An 18,204-nucleotide genomic window follows, 5' to 3' on the forward strand; every position below is an offset into this window, starting at 1 on the left:
GACGACCAAGTCAGCATCGGAAAGAATCTCTCGGCTCGATTTGTTTAACGGTATTTATCTTGCTGCGGAGCGGAGCAACAGGCATATTTGTCTTGACCTCCACCTATTATAGTGGTGATCGAGGGGGTTGGCCCTGTCGGTACTTGCCCATTAATGCTTTCGATTCCTATTGTTATCGAAGCTCCCCCTCCATTTGCAGGAGGGTTAGGAGGTGCAATAGGTGGGTTGACGCCTCCCGGCTGTATTATTGGCTGATCAATAGTGAATGATTCTAAAGTTCTGGTGTCCAGTTTGATCTCCAAGGTGTCCGGGTTCCACGTGATAACTTGTATTAGTCCCCCAAAATGCTCATGTATAGATTGTGGGTCTGTTATTGTCAGGTTCGGCGCCAGTATCGGATTTGCGGTCTCCTTCGTTATGTCGTGTTTAATGAGTGCGTCGATTATAGGAGTGATTGTTCTTTGGATTTTTTCTGCCAGTTCCGAATTGTAAGTTCCAATTAGGCTAGCTCCCAGTGATATGGCGGTGAAAGTGAGTGCGGCCCAAGGTGCAGCTATTAGTATTGCGAAACCCGCAACGACGCCTGCTACATTACCTACAAGGCTGACGTAGTCCCCTATATTCGGTTCGTCGTTAGGTTGGTATTCGGCAACAATTTTCAGAAAGGTTACCGTGCCCGCCAAAGTGTTGGTAACGATATTTATAAACGGAACTGCGCCTGCAGTCATTTGCGTAACTGACAGTACAGAAGCAATTGCGCTGGTTGTCTGGGCACCCTGTACTACAAGTGTGAAACCCTGCTTGTCAGTGTTGAACTGATCGTGAACTGCGGCGGCTGCGCCTGCTTGGAACCCAGGCCTCCCCACCCTATCCACCATGGCGACGAATATCTCGACCCGTTTGGTCATATTTTAAAATCCTTGTTTATTGTCTTGAAAGCAATGGTGGTGCGCAGACGGTCGCAGTCTATGGTTGGTGATTTAGCTCGGTGCGGCATTTGACCGTCGAAGATTGCGATACGTCTTGGCTTGGGTAACGCCGCGGCGATAACGTCCGTCTTGGCGTCATTGCAGAATAAAAGCTCACCTCCCCACGTTGTTGCCCAGTAGTCGTTACAGAAAAGGACTGCGGTATGCCCCGGCTCGCTTGGCAGGTTGTCTCGGTGAATTGGGCTATCCTGCCCAGCGGTCTGGCCGTTTGCATAAACGCCGATGAGTCTGGAGTTTTTCATGTGCTCAGCACATAGACGTTTCCAGATGTTGATGAGGAATCCCCAGCGCTCGTTTGCAGCCAGTTCGTGCTCACAACATTCCAGTGATTCACGCTTGCTTCCTGCAATGAAGAAATGCCAGCAGGGGCGAGCGAAGGGCGTAGAATTTACTGGCCAGTCATATCGCCAAAGGGTGCGTGAGAACGCGTTGATAAGTTTGGCTTGTTCATCAAGTGTAATGGCATTGTCTAGAATGCTTATGTCACTTGAAGCGAATTGTCTTTGCATTGGCTATGTCTCAAATCTTGTACAATGCCTTGAAGGCTGTTAGCCAGGTAATGGTGGCTGGTGCAAGGAGACATTAACCGCTTGGTATCCTAGGTTCGATAAGATATGAGAGTTTCTGATTGAAAAGAATTTCCGAAGCAGATGTGGCTCTTGAGGCAATTGACTGTGGGAAATATTCCGTTGCCCCGGCGTGCCGGGGCAAGAAGGTATACATGGAGGATGTGACCCATTCATGTATGGAGTAATTACTGGCCCTTAGCCGAGTAACAGTGATGTCGACCTCAACGCGACATACCTAACTCGGCATCATCCATCAACGCCTTGGCCATCGCACTCAGGTAGTGCGCAGCCCAGATCATCATGGGTTTCTCATCCATCAGGCCGACGATGGTCAGTTCGCGTACGTAGCCCATCAACTCGGATGCCTGATCACGGGCGTCTCGGCAGGGAATGCCTGCTTCGATGCGGAACAGGGGCTGGGTCTGTTTTTCACCTTGGAAGAATGTGGTTTTACCGACGGTGAATTGGGTGTCTTCTGTAGTCATTGTTCTGCCTTTCTGTAATCTCTAGGGCCTGGGCAGGCCTCTTCGCGGACACGCCCGCTCCCACATGTACAGCGTTAGCTTCAAGTTCTGCGCAATAACCGTGGGCGCGGGCGTGCCCGCGAAGAGGCCAGCAAAGCCAACCTCTAAACAGGTTGGGCCACGGGGAGATCGAAAGACTGGGGTGGATCAGGGGCTGTCATTTTCATATCAATCACTCGTAGGGTTACTGATTGACTGCTTCTTCGATTCCACACGAAGGGTGGCAGTTGTACGCGGTGTGGAATCCAGGCTACGAGTAAACCCGGTAGGCTTGTGACCTTCCGCGCACAACTGCCATGACGACAGCTACTCGGTAATTGATCGGGATTCCACGCCCGGACGCTGAATGCCAGCGACCTGCAAAGGCTAAAGATTCAGGATTCCAGTAACAATCAGACGCGAGTCGACAGGACTTGTAGGGTATTTCCTCAGGTTGGGTGCCACCAGATCTGGGGCGTAGGGAACATCTGAAAATCTGATCAGACATGGAGTCGGCAAAAGCAGTGCCGTCCAACCTATACCAAATCCCATGGAACCTACCCCCCACCCATTCTGGTCTAGTCTGAAGTTATGACCGGACCTGGGCCAGGGACGTGCAATTGAGTGTCCGGGCCGGATCACCATTGGAGTCCTTGGGAGGTGCCCTCATGAGCCTGCTGCTCGAGCCTTACACCCTGCGTCAGCTGACCCTGCCCAACCGCATCGCTGTGTCACCGATGTGCCAGTATTCCGCCGTCGATGGCCTGGCCAACGACTGGCACCTTGTTCATTTGGGCAGCCGCGCCGTGGGTGGTGCGGGCCTGGTTATCACTGAAGCCGTGGCGGTAACCGCCGATGGCCGCATCACCGCCGAAGACCTTGGTCTGTGGGACGACGCACAGATCGCCCCGCTGCAACGTATTACCCGCTTCATTACCGCCCAAGGTGCCGTGCCTGGCATCCAGCTGGCCCACGCCGGGCGCAAGGCCAGTACCTATCGCCCATGGCTGGGCAAGCAGGGCAGCGTGAAGCTCGAAGACGGTGGCTGGCAGCCCGTAGGGCCATCGAAGATCGCGTTTGACCCACAACACACGCCGCCACGTGAATTGAACCACGATGAAATCCAGGGTGTGATCGCTGCCTTCGTCGCCTCGACCGAGCGCGCCTTGAAGGCCGGTTTCAAGGTGGTCGAAATCCACGCCGCCCATGGCTACCTGTTGCATCAGTTCCTGTCCCCGTTGAGTAACCAGCGCCGCGACGAGTACGGCAGCTGCTTCGAGAACCGCATCCGCCTGACCCTGCAGGTGGTCGAGGCCGTGCGCAAGATCTGGCCGGCCGAATTGCCGCTGTTGGTGCGGGTATCGGCAACCGATTGGGTCGAAGACGGCTGGAACCCCGATGAAACCGTCGAACTGGCCCGCCGACTGCGCGGCTTGGGTGTCGACCTGATCGACGTATCTTCCGGCGGCACTTCGGTAAACGCCGAGATCCCCACCGGCCCCGGCTACCAGACGCGCTTCGCCGAACGCGTGCGCAAGGAATCGGAAATCGCCACCGGCACCGTGGGCATGATCACCGAACCGGCCCAGGCCGAGCACATTTTGCGGACCGGCCAGGCCGACATCATCTTCCTCGCCCGCGAACTGCTGCGCGACCCGTACTGGCCGCTGCATGCCGATGATGACCTAGGCGGTAACAAAGCTACCTGGCCCGCGCAGTACCAACGTGCGACCAGCCGGGCCAACCCGATTCACGAGTCGGATCTGCGCGACTGATCCAAGCCTGTTGATACAGCGCGTACCCTGTGGGAGCGGGTTCACCCGCGAAGAAGGCGACTCGGTGTATGGCACCGGCTTTGCTGGTGTTCGCGGGTGAACCCGCTCCCACAGTGGCCGCGAAAAATCAGGAGTTGATACTTACTCCTGTTCTATTGGCTGCTTCCAGATAGTCATCCACCGCCTCTTTGAATGCGGCAGGCAACATCCTGCGCGACCGAGCGTGAAACCCGACGATATCGCGAGTTGTGCAAAGGTTACCGACCCACAAGCGGTCTTCCTTGCTGTATTTCACCTTTGCTCTTTGTCCTCGATACTCCATGATAATTGGCCTTTTGCTCATCTGATTTTTGATGACGGCAAGATAGAGGACAAGGCGTTAGGAATGGGCCGAGCTGATTGTAGGAATGCTCCTGGATTGAGGTGCAGGCCCCAATCCAGGCACTACATTCAGTGCTTGATCATCACATGCCGCACACAGGTGTAATCCTCCAGCCCATACATCGACATATCCTTCCCGTACCCCGAATGCTTCTGCCCGCCATGGGGCATTTCGCTCACCAGCATGAAGTGGGTGTTCACCCAGGTGCAGCCATACTGCAGGCGCGCCGCCAGGCGATGGGCGCGGCCGGTGTCGCGGGTCCATACCGATGAGGCCAGGCCGTAGTTGGAGTCGTTGGCCCATGCCAGCGCCTGCGCTTCGTCGGCGAAGCGGGTGACCGACACCACCGGGCCGAACACTTCGTTGCGCACGATCTCGTCATCCTGCTGGGCATCGGCCAGCACCGTCGGCTCGAAGAAGAAACCCTCGCCATCGATCACCTTGCCCCCCGTTACCAGGCGAATGTGCGGCTGGGCGATGGCGCGCTGCACCAGGCCGGCCACCTTGTCGCGGTGCTGGGCACTGATCAGTGGCCCCAGCTCGGTGTCCTCGGCATCTTGCAGGCCAGGTTTGAGGCTCGCGACGGCTTCACCCAGGCGCTCGACAAAGCGCTCGTAGATCCCGTCCTGCACATACAGGCGGCAGGCGGCGGTGCAGTCCTGGCCGGCGTTGTAGAAGCCGAAGGTGCGGATGCCATCGACGGCAGCGTCGATGTCGGCATCGTCGAACACCAGCACCGGGGCCTTGCCGCCCAGTTCCATGTGCATGCGTTTCACGCTGTCGGCGGTGGCGCTGATGATGTGCGCGCCGGTAGGGATCGAGCCGGTCAGCGACACCATGCGCACCTTGGGGTGATTGACCAGTGGGTTGCCGACCGTCTGGCCGCGGCCGAACAGGATGTTCAGTACGCCCGGTGGCAGCAGGTCCTGAGACAGTTCACCCAGGCGCAGGGCGGTCAGCGGGGTCAATTCGGATGGCTTGATTACCACGGTGTTGCCAGCGGCCAGAGCGGGGGCGATCTTCCAGGCCAGCATCATCAACGGGTAGTTCCACGGGGCAATCGAAGCCACCACGCCCAGCGGGTCGCGGCGGATCATCGAGGTGTGGCCCGGCAGGTACTCGCCGGCCGCCGAACCGCCCAGGCAGCGCGCGGCACCGGCAAAATAGCGGAACACGTCGGCAATGGCCGGGATTTCGTCATTCAACGCGGCACTCAGCGGCTTGCCGCAGTTCTGCGATTCAAGCCGGGCCAGTTCATCGCCATGGGCTTCGATGGCATCCGCCAGCGCCAGCAAGGCTTGCGAGCGGTCCTTGGGGCTGGTTTGCGACCAGCTGTCGAAGGCCTGGTCGGCGGCGCGCACGGCGCTGTCCACCTGGGCTTCGGTGGCTTCGTTGATCTGCGCCAGGGCAGTGCCCAGCGCCGGGTTCAGTACGGTCCAGGCTGGGCCTTCGCCAGCGACCAGCCGGCCATTGATCAGCATCTGCGTTTGCATCGGGGACTCCTCCAGGGTCATTTGCCACTGCCCGCAACGCTTTCGCCGCCACGGGTCAGGTAATAGGCGCCAAGGATCGGCAGCATGGTCACCAGCATCACCAGCATGGCGACCACGTTGGTCACCGGCACGTCGCGCGGGCGGCTGAGCTGGTTGAGCAGCCAGATCGGCAGTGTGCGCTCGTGGCCGGCGGTGAAGGTGGTGACGATGATTTCATCGAACGACAGGGCAAAGGCCAGCATGCCACCGGCCAGCAGCGCCGAGCCGAGGTTGGGCAGGATGATGTAGCGGAAGGTTTGCCAGCCATCGGCGCCCAGGTCCATCGAGGCTTCGATCAGGCTTTGCGAGGTGCGCCGCAGGCGGGCGATCACGTTGTTGTAGACGATGACCACGCAGAACGTGGCGTGGCCGACCACGATGGTGAATACACCGGGCTCTATGCCCAGCGTCTTGAACGCCGAGAGCAGGGCGATGCCGGTGATGATGCCGGGCAGGGCGATGGGCAGGATGAGCATCAGCGAAATGCTTTCCTTGCCGAAAAAGCTGCGCCGGTACAGCGCCGCCGAGGCCAAGGTGCCGAGCACCAGGGCGATCAGTGTGGCCAGGCAGGCCACCTGCAGCGACAGCTTGATCGCCTCCAGCACATCGGGCCGGGCGAAGGCCACGGCGAACCACTTCAGGGTAAAGCCCTTGGGCGGGAAGCTGAATGCCGCGTCTTCGGTGTTGAACGCGTACAGGAAGATGATCAGGATCGGAAAATGCAAAAACAGCAACCCGCCCCAGGCCGCCAGGCGCAGCCCCGTTGATGCTTTTTCAGAGTGCATCGAAGGCCCCCAGGCGCTTGACGATGGACAGGTACACCGCAATCAGCACGATCGGCACCAGGGTGAACGCGGCGGCCATCGGCATGTTGCCGATCGCCCCTTGCTGGGCATAGACCATGCTGCCGATGAAATAGCCGGGCGGGCCGACCAGTTGCGGCACGATGAAGTCGCCCAGGGTGAGCGAGAACGTGAAGATCGAGCCGGCTGCAATGCCCGGAATCGAAAGTGGCAAGATCACCTGGACGAAGGTTTGCCCAGGCCGTGCGCCGAGGTCTGCCGAGGCTTGCAGCAGTGACGGCGGCAGGCGCTCCAGCGAGGCCTGGATCGGCAGGATCATGAACGGCAGCCAGATGTACACAAACACCATGAAGCGACCCAGGTGCGACGTCGACAGCGTGCTGCCACCCACACCCGGCACGGTCAGCACCGCTTGCAGCAGCCCGTCCAGGTGCAGCTGCTGGACAAACCACTGCGCCACACCGCCCTTGGCCAGCAGCAGGGTCCAGGCATAGGTCTTGACGATGTAGCTGGCCCACATCGGCATCATCACCGCGATGTAGAAAAACGCCTTGGTCTTGCCGCTGGTGTAGCGCGCCATGTAGTAGGCGATGGGGAAGGCCAGCACCGCGCTGGCCAACGACACGGCCACGGCCATGCCCAGGGTGCGCAGGATGATGTCGAAGTTCGACGGGTTGAACAGCGCGGCAAAGTTGCCCAGGGTGAGGTCCGGGGTTACCGCCATGGTGAAGTCGTCGAAGGTATAGAAGCCCTGCCACAGCAGGTTCAGCAACGAGCCCAGGTAGATCGCGCCAAACCAGGTCAGCGGCGGTACCAGCAGCAGTGCCAGGTACAGGTTGGGGCGCCGGTACAGCAGGTTGGACAGGCTACGCAGTGCACTCATGTCAGCGGGCCTCGGTTTCCAGCAGCACCGTCATGGCCTCGCGGGGCCAGTGCGCCAGTACCTGTTGCCCGGGCTGCCAGGCCTGGGCCTGTGCTTGCCAGCGGTCGTTGGCCTGGCTGACTGCCAGCAGCTGGCCGTTGTCCAGTTGCAACTCATAGCGCGTGGCGCTGCCTTGGTACTGAACATCGCGCAGCACGCCGTTGACCTGCACCTCGTGGCTGGTCACCACCGGGTCGCCCAGGCGGATGTGCTCGGGGCGGATGGAGAAGGGCGCCGAGCTGCCGTTAAGCGCCATGGCCAGCTCGCCACGCACCACGTTGGAGGTGCCGACGAACTCGGCAACAAACGTGGTGGCAGGCTTCATGTACAGGTTGCGCGGTGTGTCGACCTGTTCGATGCGGCCGCGGTTGAACACCGCAACCCGGTCGGACATCGACAGCGCTTCGGTCTGGTCGTGGGTGACGAAGATGAAGGTGATGCCCAATTGGCGCTGCAGCTTTTTCAGCTCGCCCTGCATCTGTTCGCGTAGCTTCAGGTCCAGCGCGCCCAGCGGCTCGTCCAGTAGCAGCACCCGCGGCCGGTTGACCAGTGCCCGGGCCAAAGCCACGCGCTGGCGCTGGCCGCCGGACAGCTGCGCCGGCTTGCGTGCGCCATAGCCGGCCAGGGCCACCATGGCCAGGGCTTCTTCGGCGCGGCTGTGGCGCTCGGCCTTGGCCACGCCCTTTACCTTCAGGCCGTAGGCGATGTTGTCCAGCACGTTCATGTGCGGGAACAGGGCGTAGTCCTGGAACACGGTGTTGACGTCACGCTGGTAGGGCGGCACGCCAGCAGCCTCGACACCGTGGATACGGATCGAGCCGCTGGTGGGTTGTTCAAAGCCGGCGATCAGGCGCAGGCAGGTGGTCTTGCCCGAGCCGGAAGGGCCGAGCATGGAGAAGAACTCGCCATCGATGATGTCGATGCTGACCTGGTCGACAGCCTTGACCTCGCCGAAGGTGCGGGAAACCTGGGTGAACTGGACGGCTAGGGGCATGCGTGGGCTCCGGACATCAATGTTCTCCTGTGCCGGCCCCTTCGCGGGCACGCCCGCTCCCACAAGTACTGCACAGCTTTCAAAACCGGTGCCGTACCTGTGGGAGCGGGCGTGCCCGCGAAAGGGCCGTTACAGGCATTCAGGCAACCTCAGCGACCACCCATGATCGCAATGTAATCCTGCGTCCAGCGGCTATAAGGCACGAACTTGCCTCCCTGGGCCTGCGGGGTTTTCCAGAAAGCGATCTTGTCGAAGTTGTCGAACCCGTTGGTCTTGCACCCCTCGGCGCCCAGCAGTTCGCTACCGGTACACGCTGCCGGTACCGCCGGCAACGAGCCGAACCAGGCCGCCACGTCACCCTGCACCTTCGGCTGCAGCGACCAGTCCATCCATTTGTAGGCGCAGTTGGGGTGCTTGGCCTCGCTGTGCAGCATGGTGGTGTCGGCCCAGCCGGTCGCGCCTTCCTTGGGAATGGTCGAGGCCACTGGCTGGTTCTCGGCCTTCAGGCCATTGACCATGTAGCCCCAGGAGCTGGAGGCAACCACGCCTTCGTTCTTCACATCGCTCATCTGTACCGTGGCGTCATGCCAGTAACGGTGGATCAGCGGTTGCTGCTGGCGCAGCAGCTCCAGCACGGCCTTGTACTGTGCCTCGTTCAGCTCGTACGGGTCCTTGATGCCTAGCTCAGGCTTGGCCGATTTCAGGTACAGCGCCGCGTCGGCGATGTAGATCGGCCCGTCGTAGGCCTGCACGCGGCCTTTGTTCGGCTTGCCGTCGGGCAGGTTCTGCGGCTCGAACACCACGCCCCAGCTGGTGGGGGGCTGCTTGAAGGTATTGGTGTTGTACAGCAGCACGTTCGGCCCCCACTGGTACGGGGTGCCATAAACCTGCTTGTCGACCACGTACCAGCCGCCGTTCTGCAAGCGCGGGTCGAGGTTTTTCCAGTTGGGGATCAGTGCGGTGTTGATCGGTTGCACGCGCTTGCCCACGATCAGCCGCAGCGAAGCATCGCCCGAGGCAGTGACCAGGTCGTAGCCGCCCTTGGTCATCAGGCTGACCATTTCGTCCGAGGTGGCGGCCGTTTTCACGCTGACCTTGCAGCCGGTTTCCTTCTCGAAACCGGTCACCCAGTCGTAGGCTTTGTCGCTTTCACCGCGCTCGATGTAGCCGGGCCAGGCGACGATATCCAGGCGCCCCTCACCAGGCCCCAGGGCCTTGGGCGGTTCGGCAGCCTGCAGGCTGGCGCTGGCCAGCACGGCGCCCGTCATGGCGCCGAGCAATGCGGTCTTGTGCACTGACATGGTGTTCCCTCTTCTTGGAGATCTTGGTCGGGGCAGTCATCAAGCAAGCCGTGAAGCAATTGTTATAAGCGTAGTGCGGTTGCGCGAGGTATTGGCGATATCGAGTCTAGTTGGCTTTTTGCCAGCCAATGCAACATCCCGAAGCAAATCCACGATGGCGTGTACTGCGCCAAGCCTTACTCTGGCGATTGAATTTTCTTACGTGGAGACACGCGAATGAACACCCGGGGCTTGCTCGATCAACTCCTCAAATCCGGCCAGCAGATGCTCGAAAAACAGGGCGGCGCGAACAAGTCCGGCAGCGCTGCCGGTGGGCTTGGCGGGCTGTTGTCCGGAGCCGGTGGCGGCCTGTTGGGTGGCGGGGCACTGGGCCTGTTGCTGGGTAGCAAGAAGGCCCGCAAGTACGGCGGCAAGGCCCTGACCTACGGTGGCCTGGCCGCGCTGGGGGTGCTGGCCTATAAAGCCTACGGCAACTGGCAGGCCAACCAGCGGGTGGCCGCAGCCGAACCGCAAACCGTCGACCGCCTGCCGCCTGCCCAGGCCGAGCAGCACAGCCAGGCCGTGCTGCGGGCGCTGGTGGCGGCGGCCAAGTCCGATGGCCACATCGACGAGCGCGAGCGGGCGCTGATCGAAGGTGAATTCACCCGCCTGGACAGCGACCGCGAACTGCAGCACTGGCTGCATGCCGAACTGAACAAACCGCTGGACCCGGCCGAAGTGGCCCGCGCTGCGCAAACGCCAGAGATGGCGGCCGAGATGTACCTGGCTAGCGTGTTGATGGTCGACCAGGAAAACTTCATGGAGCGTGCCTACCTGGACGAACTGGCCCGCCAACTACGGCTGGACCCGGCGTTGCGCCAGGAGCTGGAAAGCCAGGCCCGTCTCGCCGCCGGCCAATAGTCGGCGCCTAACGTGTGTAGGAGCGGCAAGCCCGCTCCTACAAAAACTTGGTCTGCTGTGCGTTAGGCCTCACTTCACCCGCAAATCTGTAAGGCCTCTGGGCTATACTTCGGCGATTTTCCCGCTCGTTGTGAATTCCTGAGGGCTGAATGTGAAGAACTGGACCTTGCGCCAACGGATCCTGGCAAGTTTCGCCGTGATCATCGCCATCATGCTGCTGATGATCGTGGCCGCCTACTCGCGGTTGGTCGCCATCGAAACCGCCGAAGAGGCGGTGGGGACCGACAGCATTCCCGGGGTCTACTACAGCTCGATGATCCGCAGTGCCTGGGTTGATGGCTATGTCACCAGCCAGCAACTGGTGGGCCTGTCCAACCACCGCGAAATCACTTCGGCTGACATGGCGCTGTTCAAAAGCTTCGAGGATCGCCTGAAGCAGCACATGGCGAGCTACCAGAGCACCATCAAGGACAGTGACGACCAAGCGCGGTTCGACAGCTTTGTCGAGCTTGAGCAGCGCTACATCAAGGTCGTTGGAGAGGTGCTGGACGCCTACCGTGAGCACAACTATGCCGAAGCCCAGCGTCTGATTGTCGAGGAACTGACTCCTGTCTGGGTGGATGGTCGCAAGCACTTGAACGAGGTGATCGAGTTCAACCGCGCTGCGGCTGACAACGCAACCCACGAGATTGTCAGTGCGGTAAATACTGCCAAAGGCAGCATGGTGGTTTCGCTGCTGCTGGCAATCGTCGCCGCCGGCATTTGCGGCCTGTTGCTGATGCGTGCCATCACCGCCCCCATGCAGCGCATCGTCCATGCCCTCGACAAGCTGCGCTCCGGCGACCTGAGCATGCGCCTGAGCCTGGACCGCAAAGACGAGTTTGGCGCCATCGAAAGCGGTTTCAACGAAATGGCCGAGGCACTGGCCAATCTGGTGGCCCAGGCCCAGCGCTCGTCGGTGCAGGTAACCACTTCGGTCACTGAAATCGCCGCTACATCCAAACAACAGCAGGCCACCGCTACCGAGACGGCCGCCACCACCACGGAAATTGGCGCTACCTCGCGGGAGATTGCCGCCACCTCGCGTGACCTGGTGCGCACCATGACCGAAGTCACCTCGGCCGCCGACCAGGCTTCCAGCCTTGCAGGCTCCGGCCAGCAGGGCCTGGCGCGCATGGAAGAGACCATGCACCAGGTGATGGGCGCTGCCGACCTGGTCAATGCCAAGCTCGGCATCCTCAATGAAAAGGCCAGCAACATCACCCAGATGGTGGTGACCATCGTCAAGGTCGCCGACCAGACCAACCTGCTGTCGCTCAACGCTGCCATCGAAGCGGAAAAAGCCGGCGAGTACGGCCGTGGTTTTGCCGTGGTGGCCACTGAAGTGCGCCGCCTGGCCGACCAGACCGCCGTGGCCACCTACGACATCGAGCAGATGGTGCGCGAGATCCAGTCGGCGGTATCGGCCGGGGTCATGGGCATGGACAAGTTTTCCGAAGAGGTGCGCCGCGGCATGTTCGAGGTGCAACAGGTGGGCGAGCAGCTCAGCCAGATCATTCACCAGGTGCAGGCCTTGGCGCCGCGTGTGCTGATGGTCAACGAAGGCATGCAGGCCCAGGCCACCGGTGCCGAGCAGATCAACCAGGCGCTGGCCCAGCTCAGCGATGCCAGCACCCAGACTGTCGAGTCGCTGCGCCAGGCCAGTTTTGCCATCGATGAGCTGAGCCAGGTGGCCGCCGGCCTGCGTGGCGGCGTGTCGCGCTTCAAAGTCTGACCGCGATGAACGACTTGCAACCGCACGCCGCACGGGCGGACAACGCCAAAGGGGCGCTGTACCTGCAGTTTCGTATCGGGGAACAGCGTTTTGCCCTGAGCGTGCACGAGGTCATCGAGGTGTTGCCGCGCCAGCCGCTGAAACCGATAGCCCAGGCGCCAGGCTGGGTCGCGGGCATCCTTTCCCATCGTGGGCAACTGGTACCGGTGATCGACCTTGCTGCGCTGAGTTTTGGCCAGCCTGCGGCGCACCGCACCAGTACCCGTCTGGTGTTGGTGCATTATCGGGGTGGCCTGCAACTGGGTCTGATCCTGGAGCAGGCCACCGAGACGTTGCGCTGCCGCCCCGACGAGTTCCAGCCCTATGGTGTGGACAGCGGCGAAGCCCCGTACCTGGGGCCGGTACGCCAGGATGACCAAGGCCTGCTGCAACGTATCGAAGTCAACGATCTGTTGCCTGATGCCGTGCACCAACTGCTGTACACGGTCGAGCCGACAGGGATGCCGACATGAACGAACGTTTCTTCCGCTTCTTGCGCGAGCGCATTGGCCTGGACGTCGAATCGGTGGGTGCGCCCATGGTCGAGCGCGCGCTGCGCCAGCGTTGCGTGGCCATGAACGCCATCGACCTGGATGATTACTGGCTGCGCCTGCAGCAGTCGGCCGATGAGCAACAGGCGTTGATCGAAGCGGTGATCGTCCCGGAAACCTGGTTCTTTCGCTACCCGGAATCCTTCACCGCCCTGGCCAGCCTGGCACACAAGCGCCTGGCCGAGTTGGCCGGGGCACGGCCACTGCGCCTGCTCAGCCTGCCTTGCTCGACAGGCGAGGAACCCTATTCGCTGGCCATGGCCCTGCTCGACGCCGGCATCGCGCCGGGGGCGTTTCTGATCGACGGCATGGACATCAGCCCCAATTCGGTGGCCAAGGCCGGGCAGGCCGTATACGGGCGCAACGCCTTCCGGGGCAGCGACCTGGGCTTTCGCGAGCGCTACTTCGACGCCCTCGACGAAGGCCATCGCCTGCATGAGCGGGTGCAGCAGCAGGTGAGCCTGCAAGTGGGCAATGTGCTCGACCCGGCGTTGGCCACCCGCGATGGCCTGTACGATTTCGTGTTCTGCCGCAACCTGTTGATCTACTTTGACGTGGCGACCCAGCAGCGTGTGTTCGAAGTGCTCAAGCGTCTGCTGCATCCCCAGGGTGTATTGTTCATCGGCCCGGCCGAAGGCAGCTTGCTGGCACGGATGGGGATGCGCCCGCTGGGCATTGCCCAATCGTTCGCCTACGTGCGCCAAGAAGGCAGTAGCGCCCCGCAGGCCGTGGCCCCGGCACAACCTGCACGGCGTACCGTGCTACCGCAGGCTCCGACGGGTTATCCACCCCCCGTCGCGCCATTGCCGCGTCCGTTACGGGCAGTACCGGTAATCGCTAGACCCGCGCCGGCCCGCGAACCCAAGCGCGAGGACGCAAACGAACTGCTGGCCAGTATCGCCCGGCTTGCCAATGCTGGCGCCAGCGAACAGGCGCGTGCCGAATGCCAGCGCTACCTGGGCCAGTACGCGCCCTCGGCACAGGTTTACTACTGGCTGGGGTTGCTCAGTGATACCGACGGCGATGCGCAACAGGCACTGACCCACTACCGCAAGGCGCTGTACCTTGAGCCGCAACACCCTGAGGCGCTGGTGCACCTGGCGGCCTTGCTGGCGGCCCAGGGCGACCAGGCCGGTGCCCGACGCCTGCAGGAGCGTGCAGCGCGGGTTGGCCGGGAGCCTGAACGATGAAGGGTGACACTGCGATGCAGCTACTCGCCGAAGACGACGCGCACATCGACGATTGCTGGAACCGCATTGGTGTGCACGGGGACAAGCAATGCCCACTGTTGGCGCGTCATGTTCACTGCCGCAATTGCGACGTGTATGCAGCTGCGGCCACACGTCTGCTTGACCGCTACGCACTGATGCAGGACCACCAGGCCGCGGCGGCGCAGCCGGTCGAGGAAAACACCGGCCGTTCCATGCTGTTGTTCCGTCTGGGCGAAGAGTGGTTGGCACTGGCCACCGCCAGCCTGGCCGAAATCGCCCCGTTGCAGGCTGTGCATTCGCTGCCGCACCAGCGCTCGCGGGTGTTGCAGGGGGTTGCCAATGTTCGCGGTGCCCTGGTGCCGTGCCTGTCACTGGCCGATTTGCTGGGCGTACAAGCCGGCACCGCCGAACAACGTAGCGGCAGGGCGATGCCACGCATGCTGATACTGGCTGCCGAAGGTGGCCCTGTGGTGATGGCCGTTGAGGAAATCGACGGTATTCACCGGCTCGACCCGCTGCTGCTGGGCAGTGGCCAGGACGCCACGCGCTTCACTGCCGCAGTACTGCAGTGGCGCGGTCGTAGCGTGCGAGTGCTGGACGATCAACACTTACTGTCTGCCGTGCAGCGGAGCCTGTCATGACCCCAGAGCAAATGCGCGATGCATCGTTGCTCGAACTGTTCAGCCTGGAGGCCGAGGCGCAAACCCAGGTGCTCAGCGCCGGCCTGATGGCGCTGGAGCGCAACCCCACCCAGGCCGACCAGCTCGAGGCCTGCATGCGCGCCGCCCATTCGTTGAAGGGGGCCGCGCGTATCGTCGGGGTGGATGCCGGTGTGAGTGTCGCCCACGTCATGGAAGATTGCCTGGTAGCCGCCCAGGAGGGCCGCTTGCGGTTGAGCGCCGAGCACATCGACGCGCTGTTGCAGGGGACCGACTTGCTGATGCGCATCGCCACACCAGGCGATACCGTGGCGCAGGCGACCTTGCCGGTATTTCTTGCGCAAATGGCCAGCTTGCTCGACCCGGGCGCTGCGACCGTGCCTGCGGCGCCGCTGGCTGCCCCGCTGCAAGCGGAACCGCAGGTGGCAACCTTGCAGTCTGAACCGCTGGTAGTGCCAGTCGACCTGGCTGAACCCGAGCCGGAGCCCGAGCCTGCCCTGCGGCGCAAGCCCGGCAAGCGCGTTGGCGAAGGGGCCGAGCGGGTACTGCGTGTCACCGCCGACCGTCTTAACAGCCTGCTCGACCTGTCCAGCAAGTCGCTCGTGGAAACCCAGCGGCTCAAGCCGTACCTGGCCACCTTGCAGCGCCTCAAACGCATGCACGGTCAGGGCATGCAGGCGCTCGACGGCCTGCGCATGCAACTGGAGGACAGTGGCCAAAGCAATGAGGTGCTCGAAGCCCTGGCGCAAACCCAGCGGTTGCTGGCGGAAACCCAGCAGATCCTGCAGCAGCAGGCGGCCGACCTGGACGAGTTCGGCTGGCAGGCCAGCCAGCGTGCACAGTTGCTCTACGACACCGCCCTGGCCTGCCGGATGCGCCCGTTCGCTGACGTGTTGACCGGGCAAAGCCGTATGGTGCGTGACCTTGGGCGCTCGCTGGGCAAACCGGTGCGACTGGTGGTGGACGGCGAGAAAACCCAGGTCGACCGCGATGTGCTGGAAAAGCTCGAAGCGCCCCTGACCCACCTGTTACGCAATGCCGTCGACCACGGTATCGAGCTGCCAGAAAGGCGGCTGCTGGCGGGCAAGCCAGACGAGGGCGTGATCCGCCTGCGCGCTTCGCACCAGGCCGGCATGCTCAGCCTGGAGTTGATCGACGATGGTGCCGGCATCGACCTGGAGCGCCTGCGCAGCAGCATCGTCGAACGCGCCCTGTCACCTGCCGACACGGTGGCGCGGATGAGCGATGCGGAGCTGCTGACGTTCCTGTTCCTGCCCGGTTTCAGCTTGCGTGACAAGGTCACCGAAGTGTCCGGGCGCGGCGTGGGGCTGGATGCGGTGCAGCACATGGTTCGCGAACTGCGCGGCTCGATCGAGCTGACGCAGGTGGCGGGGCAGGGCTGTCGCTTCCACTTGCAGGTGCCGCTGACCCTGTCGGTGGTGCGTAGCCTGGTGGTCGAGGTGGGCGGTGAAGCCTACGCTTTCCCGCTGGCCCATATCGAACGCACGCTGGAAGTGACCGCGGAACAGATTGTTCAGATCGAAGGCCGTCAGCACTTCTGGCACGAAGGCCGGCACATTGGCCTGGTGGCGGCCAGCCAGTTGCTCAACCGCCCAGCCGGGCACAGTGACGAAGCCAGCCTGCGGGTGGTGGTAATCCGTGAGCGCGAGCAACTGTACGGCGTGGCCGTGGAGCGGCTGGTGGGCGAGCGTGTGTTGGTGGTGATGCCTCTCGACCCACGGTTGGGCAAGGTGCAGGACATTTCCTCCGGCGCCTTGCTGGATGATGGCTCGGTGGTACTGATCGTCGATGTCGAAGACTTGCTGCGCTCAGTGGAAAAACTGCTCAGCACCGGCAGCCTGGAGCGCATCGAGCGCGGCAGCAGTGGCGTTCGTGGCGTGACCCGCAAGCGGGTGCTGGTAGTCGATGACTCGCTGACCGTGCGCGAACTGCAGCGCAAGCTGCTGGGCAACCGTGGCTATGACGTGGCGGTAGCGGTAGATGGCATGGACGGCTGGAACGCCCTGCGCGGCGAGGACTTCGACTTGCTGATCACCGACATCGACATGCCGCGCATGGACGGTATCGAACTGGTGACCCTGGTGCGCCGTGATCAGCGCCTGCAATCGCTGCCCGTGATGGTGGTGTCCTACAAAGACCGTGAGGAAGACCGACGGCGTGGCCTGGATGCCGGCGCCGACTACTATTTGGCAAAGGCCAGTTTCCACGACGATGCGTTGCTGGATGCTGTGGTGGAGCTGATCGGAGGTGCTCAGGGATGAAGATCGCCATCGTCAATGACATGCCCATGGCCGTCGAGGCGCTGCGCCGGGCAGTTGCCTTGGAGCCTGCGCATCAGGTGGTGTGGGTAGCCAGCAATGGCGCCGAAGCAGTGCAACGCTGCGCCGAGCAACTGCCGGACCTGATCCTCATGGACCTGATCATGCCGGTGATGGACGGCGTGGAGGCCACCCGACGGATCATGGCCGAAACCCCGTGCGCCATCGTCATCGTTACGGTCGACCGCAAGCAGAACGTGCATCGGGTGTTCGAGGCCATGGGCCATGGCGCCCTCGACGTGGTCGATACGCCGGCGCTGGGGGCGGGTGATGCCCGTGAAGCGGCCGCACCACTGCTGCGCAAAATTCTCAATATCGGCTGGCTGGTCGGCCAGCAGCGAGCCCCGGCAGCAAGGCCGGTGGCTACACCGCTGCGCGAGGCTTCCCAACGTCGCGGGCTGGTGGCGATCGGCTCGTCGGCGGGCGGCCCGGCAGCGCTTGAAGTATTGCTCAAGGGCTTGCCGGCCGCGTTTCCGGCGGCCATCGTGCTGGTTCAGCATGTGGACCAGGTGTTTGCCGCCGGCATGGCCGAATGGCTCAGCAGCGCAGCAGGCCTGCCGGTGCGCCTGGCCCGTGAAGGCGAACCGCCGCAGCCCGGGCAGGTGTTGCTGGCCGGTACCAACCACCACATTCGGCTGCTACAGAACGGCCAACTGGCCTACACTGCCGAACCTGTCAATGAAATCTACCGGCCCTCGATCGATGTGTTCTTCGAGAGCGTGGCACGTTACTGGAATGGCGATGCGGTGGGTGTGCTGCTTACCGGCATGGGGCGCGACGGCGCCCAAGGCCTGAAACTGATGCGCCAGCAGGGTTTTCTGACCATTGCCCAGGACCAGGCCAGCAGTGCGGTGTACGGCATGCCCAAGGCCGCTGCGGCCATCGATGCCGCCGTGGAAATCCGCCCGCTGGAACGCATCGCCGGGCGCTTGATGGAATTTTTCGCAAAATGACGAAATGT

General features: G+C 62.2%; 16 protein-coding genes. 8 read left to right on the forward strand and 8 right to left on the reverse strand.

Going from position 1 to position 18,204, the window contains the following annotated elements; all coding sequences use genetic code 11:
• Positions 1-44: 44 nt before the first annotated feature.
• The 3 genes from N436_RS25070 to N436_RS25080 all read right to left on the reverse strand — a co-directional run bounded on the left by N436_RS25070 (position 45) and on the right by N436_RS25080 (position 2,043).
• The gene (locus N436_RS25070; RefSeq protein WP_110742215.1) at positions 45-908 is read right to left on the reverse strand and encodes a hypothetical protein; all 864 of its coding nucleotides are present in this window, start codon (positions 906-908) and stop codon (positions 45-47) included.
• Positions 905-1,498: a 2OG-Fe(II) oxygenase gene (locus tag N436_RS25075; protein ID WP_110742216.1), complete on the reverse strand. Its 594-nt coding sequence runs from the start codon at positions 1,496-1,498 to the stop codon at positions 905-907. Before N436_RS25075 ends, N436_RS25070 begins: the two co-directional genes overlap by 4 nt.
• A gap of 281 nt (positions 1,499-1,779) precedes the next feature.
• A complete protein-coding gene (locus tag N436_RS25080; protein WP_110742217.1) occupies positions 1,780-2,043 on the reverse strand; it encodes a DUF3077 domain-containing protein in 264 nt (87 codons plus the stop codon).
• Between the two features lie 686 nt (positions 2,044-2,729).
• On the opposite strand from N436_RS25080, the gene N436_RS25090 reads away from it, so the two are divergent.
• Complete coding sequence (locus tag N436_RS25090) at positions 2,730-3,836, forward strand: NADH:flavin oxidoreductase/NADH oxidase (RefSeq protein WP_060497383.1); 1,107 nt, start codon at positions 2,730-2,732, stop codon at positions 3,834-3,836.
• A gap of 450 nt (positions 3,837-4,286) precedes the next feature.
• Here N436_RS25090 and N436_RS25100 read toward each other — a convergent pair whose 3' ends face one another.
• The 5 genes from N436_RS25100 to ydcS form a co-directional block, all read right to left on the reverse strand.
• Positions 4,287-5,711 carry a gamma-aminobutyraldehyde dehydrogenase gene (locus N436_RS25100; RefSeq protein ID WP_110742219.1) on the reverse strand — a complete coding sequence of 475 codons (1,425 nt, stop codon included), beginning with the start codon at positions 5,709-5,711 and terminating at the stop codon, positions 4,287-4,289.
• 17 nt (positions 5,712-5,728) lie between these two features.
• Complete coding sequence (locus N436_RS25105) at positions 5,729-6,535, reverse strand: ABC transporter permease (protein ID WP_025337926.1); 807 nt, start codon at positions 6,533-6,535, stop codon at positions 5,729-5,731.
• Positions 6,525-7,436 carry an ABC transporter permease gene (locus N436_RS25110; RefSeq protein WP_110742220.1) on the reverse strand — a complete coding sequence of 304 codons (912 nt, stop codon included), beginning with the start codon at positions 7,434-7,436 and terminating at the stop codon, positions 6,525-6,527. Before N436_RS25110 ends, N436_RS25105 begins: the two co-directional genes overlap by 11 nt.
• A gap of 1 nt (position 7,437) precedes the next feature.
• Positions 7,438-8,469, reverse strand: a complete 1,032-nt coding sequence (locus N436_RS25115; RefSeq protein ID WP_110742221.1) for an ABC transporter ATP-binding protein — start codon at positions 8,467-8,469, stop codon at positions 7,438-7,440.
• Between the two features lie 149 nt (positions 8,470-8,618).
• Positions 8,619-9,770, reverse strand: coding sequence for a putative ABC transporter substrate-binding protein YdcS (gene ydcS, locus N436_RS25120; protein WP_016712983.1), 1,152 nt, complete (start codon positions 9,768-9,770; stop codon positions 8,619-8,621).
• Positions 9,771-9,986: 216 nt separating this feature from the next.
• Here ydcS and N436_RS25125 point away from each other — a divergent pair, with 216 nt between their 5' ends.
• From N436_RS25125 to wspF, 7 genes are all read left to right on the forward strand, one after another.
• Positions 9,987-10,670: a tellurite resistance TerB family protein gene (locus N436_RS25125; protein ID WP_110742222.1), complete on the forward strand. Its 684-nt coding sequence runs from the start codon at positions 9,987-9,989 to the stop codon at positions 10,668-10,670.
• Positions 10,671-10,821: 151 nt separating this feature from the next.
• Entirely contained in the window at positions 10,822-12,444 is a 1,623-nt protein-coding gene (locus tag N436_RS25130; RefSeq protein WP_110742223.1) for a methyl-accepting chemotaxis protein, read from the forward strand.
• Positions 12,445-12,449: 5 nt separating this feature from the next.
• Positions 12,450-12,956 (forward strand): chemotaxis protein CheW, encoded by a 507-nt coding sequence (locus N436_RS25135; protein ID WP_105946845.1) that lies wholly within the window; start codon positions 12,450-12,452, stop codon positions 12,954-12,956.
• The gene (locus N436_RS25140; protein WP_110742224.1) at positions 12,953-14,224 is read left to right on the forward strand and encodes a protein-glutamate O-methyltransferase CheR; all 1,272 of its coding nucleotides are present in this window, start codon (positions 12,953-12,955) and stop codon (positions 14,222-14,224) included. Before N436_RS25135 ends, N436_RS25140 begins: the two co-directional genes overlap by 4 nt.
• Positions 14,221-14,886, forward strand: coding sequence for a chemotaxis protein CheW (locus N436_RS25145; RefSeq protein ID WP_110742225.1), 666 nt, complete (start codon positions 14,221-14,223; stop codon positions 14,884-14,886). Before N436_RS25140 ends, N436_RS25145 begins: the two co-directional genes overlap by 4 nt.
• Entirely contained in the window at positions 14,883-17,186 is a 2,304-nt protein-coding gene (locus N436_RS25150; protein WP_110742226.1) for a hybrid sensor histidine kinase/response regulator, read from the forward strand. Before N436_RS25145 ends, N436_RS25150 begins: the two co-directional genes overlap by 4 nt.
• Positions 17,183-18,196, forward strand: coding sequence for a Wsp signal transduction system protein-glutamate methylesterase WspF (gene wspF / locus N436_RS25155; RefSeq protein ID WP_105946841.1), 1,014 nt, complete (start codon positions 17,183-17,185; stop codon positions 18,194-18,196). The genes N436_RS25150 and wspF overlap by 4 nt, the downstream gene beginning before the upstream one ends.
• The last annotated feature ends 8 nt before the right edge of the window (positions 18,197-18,204 follow it).

Source organism: Pseudomonas sp. RV120224-01b (assembly GCF_003208145.1).
GTDB classification, from domain to species: Bacteria; Pseudomonadota; Gammaproteobacteria; order Pseudomonadales; family Pseudomonadaceae; genus Aquipseudomonas; species Aquipseudomonas monteilii.